Source organism: Devosia sp. Root105, assembly GCF_001424865.1.
In the GTDB taxonomy this organism is placed as follows: domain Bacteria; phylum Pseudomonadota; class Alphaproteobacteria; order Rhizobiales; family Devosiaceae; genus Devosia_A.
The window spans coordinates 53,783-71,608 of record NZ_LMCR01000017.1; the positions used below are offsets into that span (position 1 = coordinate 53,783).

Sequence of the window (17,826 nt, forward strand, 5' to 3'; positions counted from 1 at the left end):
GGATAGTCACAGGCCGAACTCCTTGCGGATCTCTGCGCTCTGCTCGCCGATCAGCGGCGCGGCGCGATACGTCCTAGTGCGCTGGCCGTCGATGCGGAGCGGCGAGCGGGTGGTGAGAATGGAGACGCCATCGTCGCGCGTGACGGTCTGCAGCATGTCGAGCGCCTTGAACCCTTCGCTCTCCAGGAGCTCGGACCATTCGAGCACCTTGGCGCACCAGATATCGGCGGGCTCCAGCACGGCGAGCCATTCGGTGGTGGTGTGGGTCGCCAGCCGTTCGGCGATGATGCGTTTGATCTCGTCGCGGGCGCTGAACCAGCTTTTGGGATCGGCCGCGAAGGCGTCGAGCGCCGGCAGTTCGAGCAGGTCGCGGATCTTGCCGAGCGGGGTCATGGCGAGCGCCAGCCAGCCGTCGGCGGTCGGGTAGACGCCGTAAGGCGCGGAAAGATAGGCGTGGGCCGAGCGGAAGCCGGAGCGCTTCGGGGTGCGCCGGCCATCGTTGAGGTGAGTGGTCAGCACCTCGAACTGGAAATCGACCAGCGCTTCGAGGAGGCTGGTTTCGACATGCGCGCCCTGTCCAGTGCGCCCCTTCTTCACCAGCGAGGCGAGAATGCCCTGCGCCACCGCGGCTCCGGCCAGCATGTCGGCGATGGCGAGGCCGAACGGCACCGGACCCTGATCGTGATCGCCATTGAGCCACATGACGCCGGAGCGGGCCTGCGCCAGCAGGTCCTGGCCGGGACGCTGCACCCACGGTCCCTCGTCGCCATAACCTGTTATGGAGGCATGGACGATGCCGGGGTTGAGCGCCTTGACGCTGTCATAATCAAGCCCGAGGCGCTCGATGACGCCGGGCCGGAAGTTCTGCAGCATCACGTCGGCACGGCCGAGCAGCTTTCGGAGCGCGGCGATGTCATCGGGGTTTTTGAGGTCGAGCGCCAGGCTCTCCTTACTGCGGTTGATGGCGTGGAAGATCGTGCTATCGCCGCCGATCTCGGTGTCAGAGAGGTAGAGCCGGCGGCTGAGGTCGCCGCCATCCGGGCGTTCGATCTTGATGACGCGCGCCCCGAGATCCTGCAGGCGCAGCGAGGCGTACGGGCCGGAGAGGAACTGGCAGAGATCGACGACGAGCACGCCGTCGAGAGGGAGGCTGGTCATTTCTCAGCGGTCTTTTCTGTTTGGCCGCTGTCGCGAGCCTGCCCTTCGAAGTCGGCTGCGTTGCGGTACTTCACGGTCTGCAGATGCTCGCAGTAGAGCACCAGTTCGCCTTCGCCCTTGAACACTTCATAGCTGGCGCGGATCAGGCCGAGCTCCTTGTATTTCGGGCGTTTTTCCATGTTGGTGCGGATCGTGTAGATGGTGTCGCCGATGAAGGTCGGCTTGATGAACCTGAGCTTGTCATAGCCATAGCTGAAGGCGTTGATGCAGTTGGTGGCGACGAGCCCGAGCCCGGCCGAAAAGACGAAGGCGCCGGCGACGAGGCGGCGGCCGAACTGGCCCTCAGTGGTGGCGAAGATCTCGTCGGCCACATAGGGGTGCATGTCGGTGACCAGCGCGTTGAACTGCATGCTCTCGCCCTCCGAAATGGTGCGGCGGAGCGAGCGGATTTTGTGGCCAACCTCAAAGTCCTCGTAGAACCAGTTCTCGGCATTCCACACCGGTAGCCGGGCGTGCTCGGCGGGCATGGTGGTCGGGTTGGTCGAGTGAACACCGACGGTCGGGCTGCTCATGGGGCGGACCTCACTGGGGTGGCGGGCAGGGCGGCGGACTCGAAGGCGGCCTCGGCCAGCGCCATGGTGTGCCAGGCGTCTTCGACCGAGGTGACCAGCACGGCATCCTCGCCGGCGGCGTAACGCTGCAGGTTGCTCATCGTGCCGATGAAGGCGTGCGGGAACCAACGCCCCTGCAGCGGCACCTGGGTCCAGTCATCATCACGACGCGTGATCCACAGTTCGTCCGGTTCGCCCTCGGGATAGTTGAGCAGCGGGCCGAGCTTCACCATGGCGGCGCCCTCGGTGCCCTCGATACGGAAGCTCGCATCCTGGAAGCGGCGGCCGAAATCGTGGTTGTGGTTGATCGAGAAGGTGGCGCGCTGGTCGGGCGCGAAATCGAACAGCGCCGAAGTGCGAGTCTGGGCCAATGTGGTCGAGGGGTGCCCGAGCGTGCGGGCATGGACGCCGGTGGGGTTGCCGAGCAGGGCGCGGAGCGTGTCGAGATAGTGGATCGAGTGCACCGCGATCTCGACCCGGGGCATACCGTTGAGAAACGGGAACAAGTGCCAGGGGGTGACGAGGTTGAGGTGCACCTCGACATCGATCAGCCGGCCGAGCCAGCCACGCTGCAGCGCGTCGGCGACGGCCAGCAGCATCGGCGAGAAGCGGAGCTGGAAGTTGACCGCGGCCTTCAGTGATTTCGCCCGGCAGAGCTTGAGGATGGCTGTAGCTTCGGCGAGGTCGCGGCCCATCGGTTTCTGCAGCAGCACGGCGGCGCCATCGGGCAGCTTTGGCAGCACGTCGAGATGGGCAGCGGGGGGCAGGGCGAGGTCATAGACCCCATCGGGCGTGGCGATCGCCTCATCGAGCGAGGCGAAGGCGCGGGTGCCCCATGCCTCGGCGACAGATCTGGCGCGGTCGGCATCGAGGTCGAACACCCCAGCGACCGGCAGGCTGGCGAGCCGGTAGGCCGGCAAGTGCGCGTCGGTGACGATGCCGCCGGCGCCGATGATGACGATCGGTCTGGGGTTGCCCGGCAGGGGCCAGTTTTGCCTGAGGGCTCCGACGTCGATACTCACCTGCTCCTCGCTCAGACCATTCTTATGTGAATGGGTATTTCACATGTGGGCTGTCGGGGCAACGCTGATATATCAGAGGCGGTAGATTCTCTCGGCATTTCGATGGAAGAGTTTCGCCTGCTCGTCCGGGCTGGCGCCGGCGACGATCTCCTTGGTCGCAGCCACCCAGCGGCCGAGGTCGGCGGTGAGGGTCAGCACCGGATAGTCGGAGCCCCAGACAACACGATCCCAGCCGAAACTTTCGATGATGTGCTCGACGAAGGGGCGGAGCATGGCGGTGGTCCAGTTGGGACCGGCATACGCGACGATACCGGAAATCTTGGCCGCCGCGTTGGGCAGCGCCGCCAGCGCCTTGATCTCGCGCCGCCACGGGTCGAGCGCTTTTGCGGCGACGTCGGGGACGCCGCAGTGGTCGAGCACGAACTGCACCCCGGGGCAGCTCTCGACCAGTTCGCGGCCGACCGGCAGCTGTTTTGAGAGTACGCAGAGGTCGAAGGGCAGGTGCTTGTCGGCAAGGCGCCGCAGGTTGGCGCGGAACAGCTGGCCTTGGCTCAGCTCATCGGGCGAGGTGTGGAGGATACGGCGAAAACCTTTGACGCCTTTGAGCGCGGCAAGGCGGTCGAGGTAGGCGGGGAAGTCCGAGCTCTCGGGACGGCACGCGGCGATGGCGCCGACGACCAGCGGATTTACCTCGAGGGCGTAGCGGGTTTCGGCCTCCATATCGGCTTCGGCCACATCCACCTCCATGTGCAAGGCGGCCTCGATGCCGAGCTTTTGTGCTTCAGCCGCAAAGGCTTCGGCCGGCCAGGCGCGTTTCAGTGCGCCGGCGCCGCCAAGCCAGGGGTAGGTGAAGCGATCCATGTGCACCAGGTGCAGGTGGGTATCGACGATGCGCATGCTTGACCTCCCATTTACTCTTCTCCGACGATAATGAGATGCCGCAGAAGCGGCTATTACGCGTTCGTCGACAGCCAGTTAGGCGCGTGTCGTGATCGTGGATGCCGCATTATCGCCTCATAGTCGCCGCCGTTTGACGGTTGCTTGGGCTTGCGACATTTGGTGGGACATATCCCATCGGGCAACGGCGGGTCGGCCGGAGCTCACCACAGCAGCCGCCCGGGCCACGGGCGGGGGTGAGTTTCGGGGCAGCCGAGGGCAGGGGTAGTCGGGACTGTTACAGCGGCGGGTAAGAATCGGTCTGGCCATGCTGGCCCTGGCGCCATTGCTGGTGCCGGGAGCGTCGGCCTTTGAGTTCTTCGGCATAAAGCTGTTCGAGGATCAGAGCGAGATCGATGCTGATGCGGTGATCGGCGATCCGCAGACCTATACGGCGACGCTCGAAACCACAGCGACCGGCGACGTGGCCAACGCCATCCGCGGCGCCTCGGCGCTGATTGCCGATCAGGCGACGCCGGCTTCCGGTGCAGCAGGGCTGTTGGCGAGGGCACGTAGCGATTATCGGCGCATTCTCGCGGCGCTCTACAACCAGGGCTATTACGGCGGGGCGATCAGCATCCTGGTCGGTGGCAGGGAAGCGGCAAACCTGCCGGTCGATACCGACCTGCCCGATCCGGTGGCGGTGGTGCTGAAGGTCGATGCCGGCCCGCTGTTCCGCTTCGGCAACGTCAAGATTACCAACCGCGCGCCCATCGCCAGCGAAGCCGGCGACGAGGTGGAGCAGCCCGAGATCGCCGGGTTCGGCGCCGGCCTCGTGGCGAGGGCCACGGTGGTCGGGCGGGCCGAGCAACTGGCGGTCGATGCGTGGCGGCAGCAGGGCTATGCCGAGGCGGCGGTGGTCGACCGGCAGGTGGTCGCCGACCATCAGAGCGACACGGTCGATGTCACCATCACCGTGGCGCCGGGGCGGCACGCGACGGTCGGGCCCGTGGGGGTCACCGGGACGACTCGCATGGATCCGGAATTCGTCGCGCAGCAGACCGGGCTGATCGCCGGCACGGATTATGACCCCGACGATATCGCGCGGGCCGAAAAACGCCTGGCGCGGCTCGACGTGTTCCGCGCCATGCGGATCGAGGCGGCAGGCGCCATCGGCAATGACGGAGTGCTGCCGTTCAACGTCATCGTCGAAGAGCAGGCGGAGCGGCGCTTCGGCGTCGGCGCCACCTACTCGACCATTGACGGGCTGGGCATCGAGGGCTTCCACCTGTGGCGCAACCTGTTCGGGCGGGCCGAGCGGCTCAGGCTCGACGCCAAGGTCGCGGGCATCAACTGGCCGATTGCCACCGAGGAGTTCGACTACGCTTTTGGCGGCACTTTCACCAAGCCGGGCTTCCTCAACCCGGACAACGATCTCGTCGCTGCAGTGTCGGCCGAGCGCAGCGTTTTGCCGGCCTATACCGAGACTTCGGCTTCGGCGCGGGTGGGGCTGACGCAGTATCTGTTCGACCAACTGACGCTGGACGGCTCGGCCTTCTACGAGCGCTCGCTGTTCGAGGACGATTTCGGCACCCGCAACTTTTCGCTCGCCGGGCTCACCGGTGGGCTGATCTGGGATGCGCGCGACAACCCCCAGGATGCGACAGAAGGGTTCTACGTCAATGTGACGGCGGAGCCGTTCTACGAGTTCTACTACGGCAACCCGGCGTTCCGGACGACCGCCGAAGTGCGCGGTTACCTCAGCGTCATGGGCGATAAGCAACTGGTGCTGGCCGGTCGCGCCAAGGTCGGCGCGCTGGTCGGGCCGGCGATTGATGAAATCCCGCCCGATCGGCTGTTTTTTGCCGGCGGTGGCGGGTCGGTGCGCGGCTATGGTTTCAAGAGCATCGGCGTCGATGGACCTGGCGATACGGTCACCGGCGGCAAGTACCTGATCGAGGGCTCGCTCGAGGCGCGCTACAAGGTCACCAACGATATCGGCATCGTCGCGTTCGTCGATGGCGGCTATGTCGCGGCCGAGGAGTTCCCGGGCCTCGACCAGTTGCGCCTCGGTGTCGGCGCGGGCGTTCGCTACTATACCGGGCTCGGGCCGCTGCGGCTCGATGTGGCGGTGCCGCTCAACAAGCGGCCCGGCGATCCGGATTATGCGCTCTATGTCGGCATAGGACAGGCGTTTTGAAACGGGTTCTCGCCACCGGCATGATGCTCGGCTTCGGCCTTCTGGCTGCGATGCCGCTGGTCGCGCAGGACCAGGGCCAGATGAGCGCCGAGCAGCAGAAGGACTGGTTCGTCGGCTTCGTCGAAGGGCAGTTGTCGACGCCGGAGCGGCAGATTCGCATCTCCAATATCGATGGCGCACTGTCGTCGACCGCCTCGATCCGCGAGGTCACTATCTCCGATAAGGAGGGGGTGTGGCTCAGGGTCAACAATGCGGCGATCGACTGGGACCAGGGGGCGCTGTTCACCGGCCGCCTGCTTGTCAGGTCGCTGACCGCCGACAGCATCGAGTACCTGCGCAACGCCATCCCGAGCGGCGACCCGAACCTGCCGGCGCCGGAAGCGGCACCGCTGGCGATCCCGGATTTCCCGGTGGCGATCCAGCTCGACAAGCTGAGCATCCCCAAGGTGACGTTCGGCGAGAACGTCTTCGGGCTGGGCTCGGAGATTTCGGTCGACGGCAACTTCCGGCTGGAAGGCGGCTCGCTCGATACCGCGCTCAATATCGTGCGGCTCGACGGGCCGGGCGGCAAGCTCGATGTCGCCGTCGCGTACAAGCGGGCCGATAACAGCATCGATGTCGGGGTGACGCTGACCGAACCGCCGAACGGTATTCTCGCCAACCTGCTCAATATCGAGGGCAAGCCCGAGATGGCGCTGGCGGTCAACGGTTCCGGGCCGGTCGCCGACCTCCGGACGACCATGACGCTCGATGCCGGCGGCAAGCGGGCGCTCGAGGGCCTGGCGACGATCGTCCAGAAGCCCGAAGGTATGGCGGTGGATGCCGATCTCGGCGGGCCGATCGGCATGCTGGTGGCGCCGGCTTATCAGCCGTTCTTCGGGGCCCAAACCTCGCTCAAGGCCTCGGCGCTGCTGCGCTCGGCCGGTGGCGTCGAGATCTCCGGGTTGAAGCTCAGTGGTGGGCAACTTGGGCTCGAGGCCTCCGGCACGACTACGGCGGATGGCTTCCTCAGCCGGCTGAACCTCGCCGCGACCATCGCCGATCCCGCCGGCAACCGCGTCATCCTGCCGGCGCCGGGCGCGGCGACCAGCATCGACAGCGCCACGCTCAACGTGGATTTCGGCGGCGCGGGCAGCGACGACTGGTCGGCTGACCTCGTCGCCAACGGCTTCGCCAACGGCGGACTCAGAGCGAGCGAGATAACGCTGCGCGGCAACGGCATTGCCAGCAATCTCGAAGATCCGGCCGGTCGCCGGCTGACCTTCAATGCCGACGGCATGGTCTCGGGGATTGTCTCCGCCGATGCCGATGTGCAGGCGGCTCTGGGCGACAGTGCCGGGCTCGGGCTCGCCGGGTTGTGGAATGCCGGCGAGCCGCTGCAACTGGCGCAGTTCCGGCTGGTCGGCAAGGCGCTGAGCCTCGGCGCCGCCGGCACCATCGACGATAACGTCTTCAACGGCCAGGTGGCGATCGAGACCAGTTCGATTGCGCCGTTTTCGGGCGTCGCCGGGCGCGACCTCGATGGCGCAATGCACCTTACCGCCACCGGCACGGTGAGCCCGCTGATCGGCGGCTTCAACCTGAAGCTCGACGGCACCGCGGATAATCTCGCGCTCTCCGAGCCGGCGCTCGACCAGGTGCTTGAAGGCACGGTCAAGCTCAGCGGCCGCGTGGCGCGCACCGCCGAGGGGCTCGAGGCGGAAGCGTTCCGCATCGCCAATGACAATGTGCAGATTGCCGCCGACGGCACGTTTGCCACCGGCGCGGCGGACTTCAGCTTCAGTGCGGCGCTTGCCGACCTGGCGCTGGTTTCCGACCAGGCGAAGGGCGCGTTGACGCTCACTGGTACTGCGAGGGGCAAGGGCGCCATCGCGCTGGATATCTCGGCGAAAGTGCCAAGCGGGGCGCTGGCCGGCAAATCGCTGTCGGACGCGGCGTTCGGCTTCACCGGGCAGCTCGCCGAGGACGGCACGCTAACCGGACAACTGAAGGGCGATGCCTTCCTCGAGCGCTTCCGCGTGGCGCTGGGCGGCGACGTCGCGGTGGATGCCACGACCAGACGGCTGACCGGGTTGCGCTTCGAGGCCGGCCCGACGCTGATCAGCGGCGATGTGGTGCAGGACGCCGATGGGCTGCTGACCGGCGCACTGAAGCTCGCCTCGCCAAACGTCACCACGGCCGCGGCTCTGCTGCTGGTCGATGCCACCGGCAGTGCCGATGCCTCGATCACCCTGACGCCCGCCGCCGGCAAGCAGAATGCCGAGATCGTCGGCTCGATCGCCAAGCTCGCGACCTCGGACATCGAGATCGGCGCCGCCGAAATCCGCGCTTCGGTGTCGGATCTGTTCGGCGTGCCGGCCATTGATGGCACGGTGAACGGCCGCGCCATCGCTGCCGGCGGCATCAGCATCGACACGCTTGAGGCGCAGGCCTCGCGCAGCGGTGACGCTACGGCGTTCGATCTCACGGCGGCGCTGGCCAACCGCACCAATGTCGCGCTGGCCGGCAGCCTCGCGCCGCTCGAGGCGGGCTATCGGCTGGCGCTCGACCGGGCCGAGCTGACCCAGGGACAGTTGCGGGCCCGCCTGGCGCAGCCGACGGCGCTGGCCATTGCCGGTAACACTGTCCGCCTCGACGCGGTGCAACTCGATGTCGGCGGTGGGCGCATCTCGGCCACCGGCAGCGCCGGCGCGAAGCTCGATATCGCGCTCGACGTGCAGGCCCTGCCGCTGTCGATCGCCAATGCCATCGCGCCCGACCTCGCCCTTGCCGGTACGCTGAACGGCAGCGGCCGGATCACCGGCTCGGCCTCCGATCCGGCTGCCAGTTTCAGCATTTCCGGCTCGGGCGTCTCCGCTGCGGCGATCAGCGAGTTCGGCATTACGCCGATGCAGTTTTCGGGACGCGGCAGTTTCGCCAAGCAGACGCTGGTTCTGGAGAGCGCCTCCGCCCAGGGCGCCGGCGGCCTGCAGCTGACGGCCAGTGGCCGGGTGCCGCTCAATGGGCGCGGCCTCGCGATCGACGTGCAGGGCTCGGCGCCGCTGGCGCTCGGCAACCGCTTCGTCGCCGACCGCGGCGGCCAGCTCAGCGGCACCGCCAACCTCAATGCGCGGGTGACCGGCAGCCTCAGCTCGCCGCAATTCGCCGGCACGGTCGCGACCAGCGGCTCGGGCTATATCGATCCGGTGCTCAACCTGAGATTGGTCGATATCACCGGCCGCGCCAGCCTCGCCGGCAACCGCATCAATATCGACAGCCTGACCGCCGGCCTCGCCACTGGCGGCTCGCTCTCGGTCGGCGGCTCGATCGGGCTTGGGGCCGGCAATCCGGCCGATATCGCGGTGCGGCTCAATTCGGCGCGCTATGCCGATGGCAACATGTTCGTCGCCACCGTTTCGGGCGACCTGGCGCTCCGGGGCCGGCTCGATGCCAGCCCGACGCTGTCGGGCAATGTGATGATCGAGAAGGCCGATATCACCATCCCGGATTCGCTCGGCGCCGCCGGGACGATCATCGACGCCAAGCATCTTAATGCGCCGAAGCCGGTGCTGGTGACGCTGAAGCGCGCTGCCGTGACGGCGTCGGGCGCACCGCTGCCGCAGCGGCGGCCCTCGGTGGTGCAGCTCGACGTCAATGTCAGTGCGCCCAACCAGATCTTTATTCGCGGCCGCGGGCTCGACGCCGAAGTGGGCGGCTCGGTACGGCTCACCGGTTCGGTCAACGACATCCGCCCGGTCGGCGGCTTCCAGCTCAATCGCGGGCGGCTCGCCATCCTCGGTCAGCGTGTCACCTTCGAGGAAGGTTCAGTGACGCTGGTCGGCGATCTCGACCCGTTCCTCGATTTCACCGCGCGCACCGAAGGCGATGGCATCACGGTATTCGTCAATGTCACCGGCCGCGTTTCGGAGCTCGATATCGGCTTCAGCTCCAACCCGGTGTTGCCGGAAGACGAGGTGCTGTCGCGGCTGTTGTTCAAGCGCTCGATGGGCGAACTGACCCCGATCCAGTTGGCCAAGCTCGCCGGCGCTGCCGCGGAGCTGGCCGGCGGCGGTGGTGGCTCCTTGGTCGACTCGCTCCGCGCCAAGGCCGGGCTCGACGATCTCGACGTGGTCACTAACGAGGATGGCAGCCTCGCGGTGCAGGCGGGCGCGTATCTCCAGGACAACATCTATCTCGGTGTCCAGGCCGGGGCGGACGGCAATTCGCGGGTGACGGTCAACCTCGACATCACCAAAGATATTCGGGCCAAGGTCTCGACCGGCACGGACGGGGATTCGAGCTTCGGCGTGTTCTACGAGAGCGATTATTAGGCGGCTCGCGCTGTCTCCCTCCCCCTTGTAGGAGCCGGACGAGGGCCGGAGGCCCTCGCCGGGGGCTAGCGAAGCCAGGCGGAGCCGTAGCGTAACTGGGTGGGGGAAAGCCCCACGCGCCGGAGCACTTGGTCACCCCCACCCTTGATCCCTCCCCACAAGGGGGAGGGAGACCCGACGGCACGATCGCTCCAAGCATTTCCACCAAAGTCGAAGCAAACACTAACATGTCAGCGCTTGCGCAAACGTTTGCGAGCAAGTAGCTTCCTTGGGCCCGCGGATGAGGTCAAACAACCCGCGTCGGGCGCTCAGAGGAGGATAGATTCATGGATAGACGCAGTTTCCTGTTGTCTTCGGTGGCGCTAAGCGCGCTTGCCGTTGCTGCTCCTGCTGCCTTCGCGCAGGACAAGCTGACCATCCTGGGCTCGGTGCCCAGTCTCGGCTTCCCGTTCTTCGTGCACATGCTGAACCAGATCAAAGTTGAGGCCGAAGCACAGGGCGTCAACATCATCGAGAGCGACGGCCAGAACTCGGCGCCCAAGCAGACGGCCGATATCGAGGCGGCGATCGTCCAGAAGGTCAACGCCATCGTCATCTCGCCGCTCGACGTCAACGCGCTGGCGCCGGCGATCGAGCAGGCGGTGCAGGCCGGCGTGCCGGTGGTGACCATCGATCGTCGCGTCGATGGGGTCGAGGGCATCCTCGCCCATGTCGGTGCCGATAACGTCAAGGGTGGCGAGGCCGAAGCGCAGGCGCTGGTCGATGCCTTCCCCAACGGCGCGAAGATCTTCCACCTGCAGGGCCAGCCCGGCGCCGGCCCGGCGATCGATCGCAACAAGGGCGTGCACAACGTCATCGATCCGATCAAGGACAAGTACCAGATCATCTTCGAGCAGACCGCCAACTTCGCCCGCGCCGAAGCGCTGTCGGTCACCGAGGCGGGCCTTGCCGCCAACGGCAAGCCCGATGCGATCATCTGCGCTAATGACGACATGGCGCTTGGCGCCATCGAGGCCTGCGCGGCTCGTGGCTTCACCGACGTGAAGATCTACGGCTTCGACGCGCTGCCCGAAGCGCTGGTCGCGGTGCGTGACGGGACGCTGGCCGGCACCGTCGAGCAGTTCCCGGGCGAGCAGTCGCGCACCGCGGTGCGGATCGCGGTGGCCTACGCCAAGGACAAGACCGAGCCGGCCGAGAAGCTGGTGCTGCTGACCCCCGTGGTCATCGGCAAGGACAATCTCGACAAGGCCGAGCGCATCGGCGAAGCCGGGTAAACTTCCTCCCGCCAACTGGCGCGCCAGTGGTGCGATGTGCAAGCATCGCCACTGCTGGTGCGCCAGGGGCACTAACTATCGGGAGGGGACCGATGGCTGCAGTTGCCGCCGCGGAACAACTCGCGCAGCCGCTTCTCGAAGTGGTCGGCGTCTCCAAGCATTTTGCCGGCGTTGTGGCGCTCAACGACGTTTCACTCGAGGTGCGGCGGGGAGAAATCCTCGGGCTGCTCGGTGAGAACGGCGCGGGCAAATCGACGCTCCTAAAGATTCTCTCCGGGGCGCAGCCGCCGACCAGCGGGCGCATCGTGTTCGATGGCGCAGATTACCGGCCGCACAGCCCGGATGCAGCCAAGCGCGCTGGCATCGTCACCATCTATCAGGAGCTGAGCCTGATCCCGACGCTGTCGGTGGCCGAGAACATCTTCATCGGCCGGGCGCCGCTTGGGGCCTTCGGCATTATCGACTGGCGGCGGATGCGGCGCGAGACCACCGGCATCATCGCCCGGGTGGGGCTCGGCATCGACCCCGACACCCCGGTGTCGGCGCTGTCGGTGGCCGAGCAGCAACTGGTGGAAATCGCCCGGGCGCTGTCGCTCGAAAGCCGGCTGATCATCATGGATGAGCCGACCTCGGCGCTGACCGAGACCGAGGTCAGCCAGCTGCTGCGGATCATGAAGCAGCTGCGCGCCGAGGGCGTCGCCATCATGTTCGTGACGCATCGGCTCGAGGAGGCCTCGGCGATCTGCGACCGGATGACGGTGCTGCGCGACGGGCGGCTCGCCGGGCATCTCAATCGCACCGACACGCCGATCCCGATCCCGCAGATCATCGAGAAGATGGTGGGGCGGGCGGCATCGGAACTCTACGCGCGGCCGACGCAGCGCAACGCCGCCGGCGCGGTGCGGCTCAGCGTCAGGGGCTTGCGCACGGTGCGCGACCCGGAGGCGCCACATGCCATCGTGCTCGATGGCGTCGATATCGATCTCAAGGCCGGCGAAATTCTCGGCGTGGCCGGGCTGGTCGGCTCCGGCCGCACCGAGCTGGCGCGCGCCATCTTCGGGGCCGACCGGATCGCGGCAGGCACAGTGACGCTCGATGGCAAGGCGATTGCGCCGGCCTCGCCCGCCGATGCGATCGAACTGGGCATCGGTCTGGTACCTGAGGATCGGAAGCACCAGGCGATCTTCTCCATGCTGGGCATCCTGCAGAATTTCTCGGTGGCGGCGCTCAGGGCCTATTCCAACGGGCTGGGGCTGATGGCCGAGGGCAGGGAGCGCGCGGCGCTGGCCGAATACAAGAAGGCGCTTTCCATCCGCATGGCCTCGCCGGAGCAATCGATCGATGGGCTGTCGGGCGGCAATCAGCAGAAGGTGATCCTCGCCCGCTGGCTGGCGCGCGACCCCAAAGTGCTGATCGTCGACGAGCCGACGCGCGGCGTCGATGTCGGGGCCAAGGCGGAAGTGCATCAGATCCTGGTGCAGCTCGCGGCACGCGGCATCGCGGTGATGGTGATCTCGTCCGAACTGCCCGAGGTGCTGGCGGTGAGCGACCGGATCGTCACCATGCGGCAGGGGCGGATCACTGGCGAGATGCCGGCATTCGACGCGACGGAAGAAAAACTGATGGCGCTGATGGCGCTCGACCAGCGGCAGGGGGAGACCAGATGACGACGACAACCGAACCCGCCGAAAAGAAAGGCCCCAACACCTTCGGCATCCTGAAGCGCTTCGGGCCGCTGCTGTTCCTGTTGGCGCTGGTGGTGGTGTTCACGGCGTTGAAGCCGAGCTTCATCGACCCGATCAACGTCTTCAACATCATGCGGCAGATTTCGATCACCGGGCTGATTGCGCTGGGGATGACCTTCGTCATTCTCACTGCCGGCATCGACCTCAGCGTCGGCTCGCTCCTCGCCTTCTGCGGCATGGTGGCGGCTGTGGTGGCGAAGGGCGGCACGGCCAACTCGATGTCGCTATCGGCCGGCGGCGGGCAAGGCTTTGGCTGGTTCGCGGCGCTGCTCGCTGCAGTGATCGTCGGCTCGCTGGCCGGCGGCGTGCAGGGGCTGGCGATTACCCGGCTGAAGGTGCCACCCTTTGTGGTGACGCTGGGCGGCTTGACGATCTTCCGCGGACTGACGCTGACCCTCTCGAATGGCGGGCCGATCTCGGGGTTCGATGCCTCGATGCGCTGGTTCGGCACGGGCCTCGTCGGGCCGGTGCCGGTACCGGTGATCATCTTTGCCGTGGCGGCGCTGCTTTGCCACCTGGTGCTGCGCTACACCCGCTATGGCCGGGCGGTCTACGCGGTGGGCGGCAATGCCGAGGCGGCGCGGCTCTCGGGGCTGCGCGTCGATCGCATCCTGATCTCGGTCTATGTCATCGTCGGGTTCTTTGCCGGGCTCGCGGCGTTCGTCCTCTCGGCGCGGCTCAATTCGTCCGAGGCAGTGGCCGGTATCGGCTACGAGCTGACGGTGATCTCGGCGGTGGTGATCGGTGGCACCTCGCTGTTCGGCGGCATCGGCAGCGTCGGCGGCACTGTGGTTGGCGCGGCGCTGATCGGCGTGCTGCAGAACGGGTTGCAGTTCAACAACGTCTCGTCCTACACGCAGTCCATCGTCATCGGCCTGATCCTGATCGTCGCCGTGGCCTTTGACCGCTGGCTCAAGTCGAGGTCACGCAGCTAGGACGGGTTCCCGGGAGCAGCAATGGTCACCATCAAGGACGTTGCCAAACGCGCGAACGTCTCGTTCACGACCGTCTCCCATGTGATCAACAACTCCCGCCCGGTGAGCGAGGATGCGGCCCGCCGGGTCAACGCCGCGATTGCCGATCTCGGCTATTTCCCGTCCGACGTGGCGCGCGCCCTGCAGTCGAGCCGGACGCGGACCATCGGGATGATTGTCACCACCACCTCGAACCCGTTTTTCGGCGAGGTGATCCGTGGGGTGGAGCGGGCCTGCTTCAAGCATGGCTACACGCTGATGATCTGCAACACCGACGACGTGGCGACCAACCTCGTCGCCTATATGCGGACGCTGTTCACCAAGCGGGTCGACGCGGTGGTGGTGATGACCACCAATGCCAGCCCCGAGTTCTTCCGCCGGCTCGGACAGATCAAGCGGGTGCCGGTGGTGGCGATCGATGCGCCAGCCGACACGGTGGCGTCGGTATTTTCCGACGACTCGATTGAAGGCGGACGGCTGGTGGGAGTCTATCTGGCGAAAGCCGGCTTCCGGCACATCGTCTGCGTCTCCGGGCCCGAGAGCCACCCGCGTATGGTCGATCGCATCGCCGGGCTGACGGCGGGGCTCGCGGCGCATGGCATTGCGCTCGACGGGGACTGGCTGGTCCGCACCGACCTCACCATGGATGGCGGGCTCGCAGCGGCGCGCCAGATCCTCGGGCGACCGGGGCCGCGACCCGAGGCGATCTTTGCGCTGAGCGACATCATGGCGATCGGGCTGCTGCATGGGCTGCACGATGCGGGGGTCGAGATCCCCGGCGAAATCTCGGTGGTGGGCTATGACGACATCGAGTCGGCAGCGCATTTCTTCCCGCCGCTGACCACGGTGCGGCAACCGATCGCCGACCTCGGGGCGCAGGCGGCGGAAGCGGCGATCAACCACCTCGATCGCGGCGTACCGCTGCCGCGGAGCACGCAGCTGAAGCCCGAACTGATCTTCCGGCAGTCGGCTCGGCGGTTGGGCGGTGCTGGCTAAGGCCACCTCACCCGCCGCTGCGCCCCTGCCCACCTCTCCCCCCAGGGAGAGGTGGGCAGGGGCATGATCGTGCCACATCGTCACCTCTCCCCTCGAGGGAGAGGTCGGCCGCAGGCCGGGTGAGGGGCCTTTTTGGGGGCCAAAGCACTGCAATTCAATCGTGAAATGCTCTAGCTTCCCGCCATGGCCGAGACCAAGCTCAATAAGTACCGCGGGAAACGCGACTTCTCCAAAACCACGGAGCCCGCCGGTGGCGCTGTGGCGTCCGGCAGTACGCGCTTCGTGGTGCACAAGCATTCTGCCACCGCCGATCACTATGACCTCCGCCTCGAGCATGACGGGGTCCTGCTGAGCTGGGCAGTCCCGCGCGGCCCGTCGCTGAACCCGGCCGACAAGCGGCTGGCGGTGCACACCGAGGACCACCCAATCGAGTATATCGACTTCGAGGGGGTGATCCCCGAAGGCGAGTATGGCGGCGGGCCGATGATCGTCTGGGACACAGGCGACTGGGCGCCGATGGAGGATGTCGACGCGGGCCTCAGGAAGGGCGGTTTCAAGTTCCGGCTATGGGGCGAAAAGCTGAAGGGCGGCTGGATGCTGACCAAGCTCAAGGGCCGCCCGGGCGATAACGACAAGGAAAACTGGCTGCTGTTCAAGGAGCACGATCCGGCCGTCGATACCGAGACCGATATCCTTGCCGAGCGGCCGGAAAGCGTGAAGTCGGGGCTGACCACCGAGCAGTTGCTGGAGGCAGCGAAGCCGAAACCGATCAAGCTGCTGAAGGCCGCGGGCGTCACTGGCGCGGTAAAGGTGCCGCCGTCGGAACAGGTGGAGCCGCAGCTCGCCGCCTCGGCGACCGAGCCGCCGCAGGAGACGCGGGCGGCGCAGTGGGTGCACGAGATCAAGTTCGACGGCTACCGCACTATCGCCCACGTGATCGACGGCAAGGTGAAGCTGATTACCCGCAGCGGCATCGACTGGACCAAGCGCTATGGCGACCTGCCCAAGGAGTTTGCGAAGCTCCCGGTCAAGCAGGCGATCATCGACGGCGAGATCGTGGTGCTGGATGAGCGGGGCATTTCGCGCTTCTCGGCGCTGCAGGATGCGCTGTCGGAGGGCGCCGGCAGCAAGCTGCATTTCTATGCGTTCGATCTGCTCTATCTCGATGGCTACGACCTCCGGGGAGTAGGGCTGACCGACCGCAAGCAACTGCTGGCGCAGATGCTGGGCGGGCATATCAGTGGACGCTCGGCGATCCAGTTCAGCGACCATGTCGCGGGCGACGGCGCGGCACTCTACGAAAGGGCCTCGGAACTGCAACTCGAGGGCATCGTCTCGAAGCGGACCAACGCCACCTACCAGTCGGGGCGGACCACGACCTGGGTGAAGGTGAAGGCGAAGCCGGTCGGTGATTTCGTCATAGCAGGTTATACCGTGTCGGCGGCTGCCGAAGGGCTGGCCTCGCTGGCGCTGGCCGAGTTCGTCGATGGCGAGCTCGAGTATCGCGGCAAATGCGGCACCGGGTTCGATGCGCCGATGCTGGCGCAGCTATTGCGCCGGCTCGAGCCGTTGCAGGATCCGGCGCTGAAACTCGAGGGGGCGCCCAAGGACATCATCTGGGTGCAGCCGGTGCTGCGCTGCAAGGTGCACTACGCCAACATCACCTCGGACAAGCTGTTGCGGCACTCGGTGTTCAAGGGGCTGATCGAGACTGAGCTCACGGCCTCGGCGGCACCGCGGCAGCGGCTGATCACCGATGCCGATCTCGCCTCGATTTCGATCACCAACCCGACGCGGCGGCTGTTCGGCAAGAGCGGCCCGACCAAGCTCGATATCGCCGTCTACTACGCGGCGGTGGGCGATTTCATGCTGCCGCATCTGTTCAACCGGCCGGTGTCGCTGTTCCGCTGCCCGACCGGGTTGCCGAAGGACTGTTTCTTTCAGCGCCACGCCTTCAAGGGCATGCCGCCCTCGATCAACGTGTTCGAGACGCAGAACTCCGACGAGGAGGACAAGACCTACCTCACCATCGAAGACGCCAAGGGCTACCTGGCGCTGGCGCAGTTCGGAGTGGTGGAGTTCCATGCCTGGGGCAGCCACCTGACGCATCTCGACAAGCCCGACCGGGTGACCTTCGATCTCGACCCGGGCGAGGGGATCGAGTTCCGCGAAGTGGTGGAAGCGGCGGTGCACCTGCGCGGTGAGCTCGAGGCCTTCGGACTGGTGCCGTTCGTCAAGACCTCGGGCGGCAAGGGCCTGCACCTGGTGGTGCCGATCGAGCCGAAGCAGAACTGGAAGCAGGTGCACGCGGTGACCGGCGAGATGGCGGCGACGATGGCGAAGACCGCGCCCGATACGTTCGTCACCACCATCGGGGCGCAAAACCGCAAGCGCCGTATCCTCATCGATATCCATCGCAACGCCCGCAGCGCCACAGCGGTGTCGCCCTATTCGCTGCGGGCGCGAACCAATATGCCGGCCTCGACGCCGCTCGACTGGCGCGACCTCGAAAGCATCGACGCTCCGGTGGATTTGAACTACTCTACGCTTCCGGGATTATTAACCACGTCCGGCGATCCGTGGGCCGAGATTAACCTGTCAGCCCGCCCTCTGCCTGCATCATCCAAGGCTGGACGTAGTACGCGCGCGTAGGAGACGAA

At 66.5% G+C, this 17,826-nt stretch carries 11 protein-coding genes; 7 read left to right on the plus strand and 4 right to left on the minus strand.

Going from position 1 to position 17,826, the window contains the following annotated elements; translation table 11 throughout:
- Nucleotides 1-6 precede the first annotated feature (6 nt).
- The 4 genes from ASC68_RS18790 to ASC68_RS18805 form a co-directional block, all read right to left on the minus strand.
- Nucleotides 7-1,158: a CaiB/BaiF CoA-transferase family protein gene (locus ASC68_RS18790; protein WP_055882720.1), complete on the minus strand. Its 1,152-nt coding sequence runs from the start codon at nt 1,156-1,158 to the stop codon at nt 7-9.
- Entirely contained in the window at nt 1,155-1,730 is a 576-nt protein-coding gene (locus tag ASC68_RS18795) for a MaoC family dehydratase (protein WP_055882721.1), read from the minus strand. The genes ASC68_RS18790 and ASC68_RS18795 overlap by 4 nt, the downstream gene beginning before the upstream one ends.
- Nucleotides 1,727-2,791, minus strand: coding sequence for a Gfo/Idh/MocA family oxidoreductase (locus tag ASC68_RS18800; protein ID WP_055882723.1), 1,065 nt, complete (start codon nt 2,789-2,791; stop codon nt 1,727-1,729). Before ASC68_RS18800 ends, ASC68_RS18795 begins: the two co-directional genes overlap by 4 nt.
- Before the next feature lie 72 nt (nt 2,792-2,863).
- A complete protein-coding gene (locus tag ASC68_RS18805; RefSeq protein WP_055882726.1) occupies nt 2,864-3,688 on the minus strand; it encodes an amidohydrolase in 825 nt (274 codons plus the stop codon).
- A 307-nt stretch (nt 3,689-3,995) separates the two neighbouring features.
- On the opposite strand from ASC68_RS18805, the gene ASC68_RS18810 reads away from it, so the two are divergent.
- The 7 genes from ASC68_RS18810 (at nt 3,996) to ligD (ending at nt 17,818) form a co-directional block, all read left to right on the plus strand.
- Nucleotides 3,996-5,867 (plus strand): autotransporter assembly complex family protein, encoded by a 1,872-nt coding sequence (locus ASC68_RS18810; RefSeq protein ID WP_055882729.1) that lies wholly within the window; start codon nt 3,996-3,998, stop codon nt 5,865-5,867.
- A complete protein-coding gene (locus tag ASC68_RS18815) occupies nt 5,864-10,177 on the plus strand; it encodes a translocation/assembly module TamB domain-containing protein (protein WP_156387380.1) in 4,314 nt (1,437 codons plus the stop codon). Before ASC68_RS18810 ends, ASC68_RS18815 begins: the two co-directional genes overlap by 4 nt.
- 326 nt (nt 10,178-10,503) lie before the next feature.
- Nucleotides 10,504-11,451, plus strand: a complete 948-nt coding sequence (locus ASC68_RS18820; RefSeq protein WP_055882732.1) for a substrate-binding domain-containing protein — start codon at nt 10,504-10,506, stop codon at nt 11,449-11,451.
- Nucleotides 11,452-11,543: 92 nt separating this feature from the next.
- Nucleotides 11,544-13,118: a sugar ABC transporter ATP-binding protein gene (locus ASC68_RS18825; protein WP_055882735.1), complete on the plus strand. Its 1,575-nt coding sequence runs from the start codon at nt 11,544-11,546 to the stop codon at nt 13,116-13,118.
- Complete coding sequence (locus tag ASC68_RS18830) at nt 13,115-14,131, plus strand: ABC transporter permease (RefSeq protein ID WP_055882737.1); 1,017 nt, start codon at nt 13,115-13,117, stop codon at nt 14,129-14,131. Before ASC68_RS18825 ends, ASC68_RS18830 begins: the two co-directional genes overlap by 4 nt.
- A 21-nt stretch (nt 14,132-14,152) precedes the next feature.
- Nucleotides 14,153-15,166: a LacI family DNA-binding transcriptional regulator gene (locus ASC68_RS18835; RefSeq protein ID WP_055882738.1), complete on the plus strand. Its 1,014-nt coding sequence runs from the start codon at nt 14,153-14,155 to the stop codon at nt 15,164-15,166.
- Nucleotides 15,167-15,349: 183 nt separating this feature from the next.
- Nucleotides 15,350-17,818 carry a DNA ligase D gene (gene ligD, locus ASC68_RS18840; protein ID WP_055882740.1) on the plus strand — a complete coding sequence of 823 codons (2,469 nt, stop codon included), beginning with the start codon at nt 15,350-15,352 and terminating at the stop codon, nt 17,816-17,818.
- Nucleotides 17,819-17,826 lie beyond the last annotated feature (8 nt).

Bases quoted from the DNA above. Each gene is read 5' to 3' on its own strand.
- ASC68_RS18790 (WP_055882720.1), bottom strand. From the start codon at position 1,158: ATGACCAGCCTCCCTCTCGACGGCGTGCTCGTCGTCGATCTCTGCCAG.
- ASC68_RS18795 (WP_055882721.1), bottom strand. From the start codon at position 1,730: ATGAGCAGCCCGACCGTCGGTGTTCACTCGACCAACCCGACCACCATG.
- ASC68_RS18805 (WP_055882726.1), bottom strand. From the start codon at position 3,688: ATGCGCATCGTCGATACCCACCTGCACCTGGTGCACATGGATCGCTTC.
- ASC68_RS18810 (WP_055882729.1), top strand. From the start codon at position 3,996: ATGCTGGCCCTGGCGCCATTGCTGGTGCCGGGAGCGTCGGCCTTTGAG.
- ASC68_RS18820 (WP_055882732.1), top strand. From the start codon at position 10,504: ATGGATAGACGCAGTTTCCTGTTGTCTTCGGTGGCGCTAAGCGCGCTT.
- ASC68_RS18825 (WP_055882735.1), top strand. From the start codon at position 11,544: ATGGCTGCAGTTGCCGCCGCGGAACAACTCGCGCAGCCGCTTCTCGAA.
- ASC68_RS18830 (WP_055882737.1), top strand. From the start codon at position 13,115: ATGACGACGACAACCGAACCCGCCGAAAAGAAAGGCCCCAACACCTTC.
- ASC68_RS18835 (WP_055882738.1), top strand. From the start codon at position 14,153: ATGGTCACCATCAAGGACGTTGCCAAACGCGCGAACGTCTCGTTCACG.
- ligD (WP_055882740.1), top strand. From the start codon at position 15,350: ATGGCCGAGACCAAGCTCAATAAGTACCGCGGGAAACGCGACTTCTCC.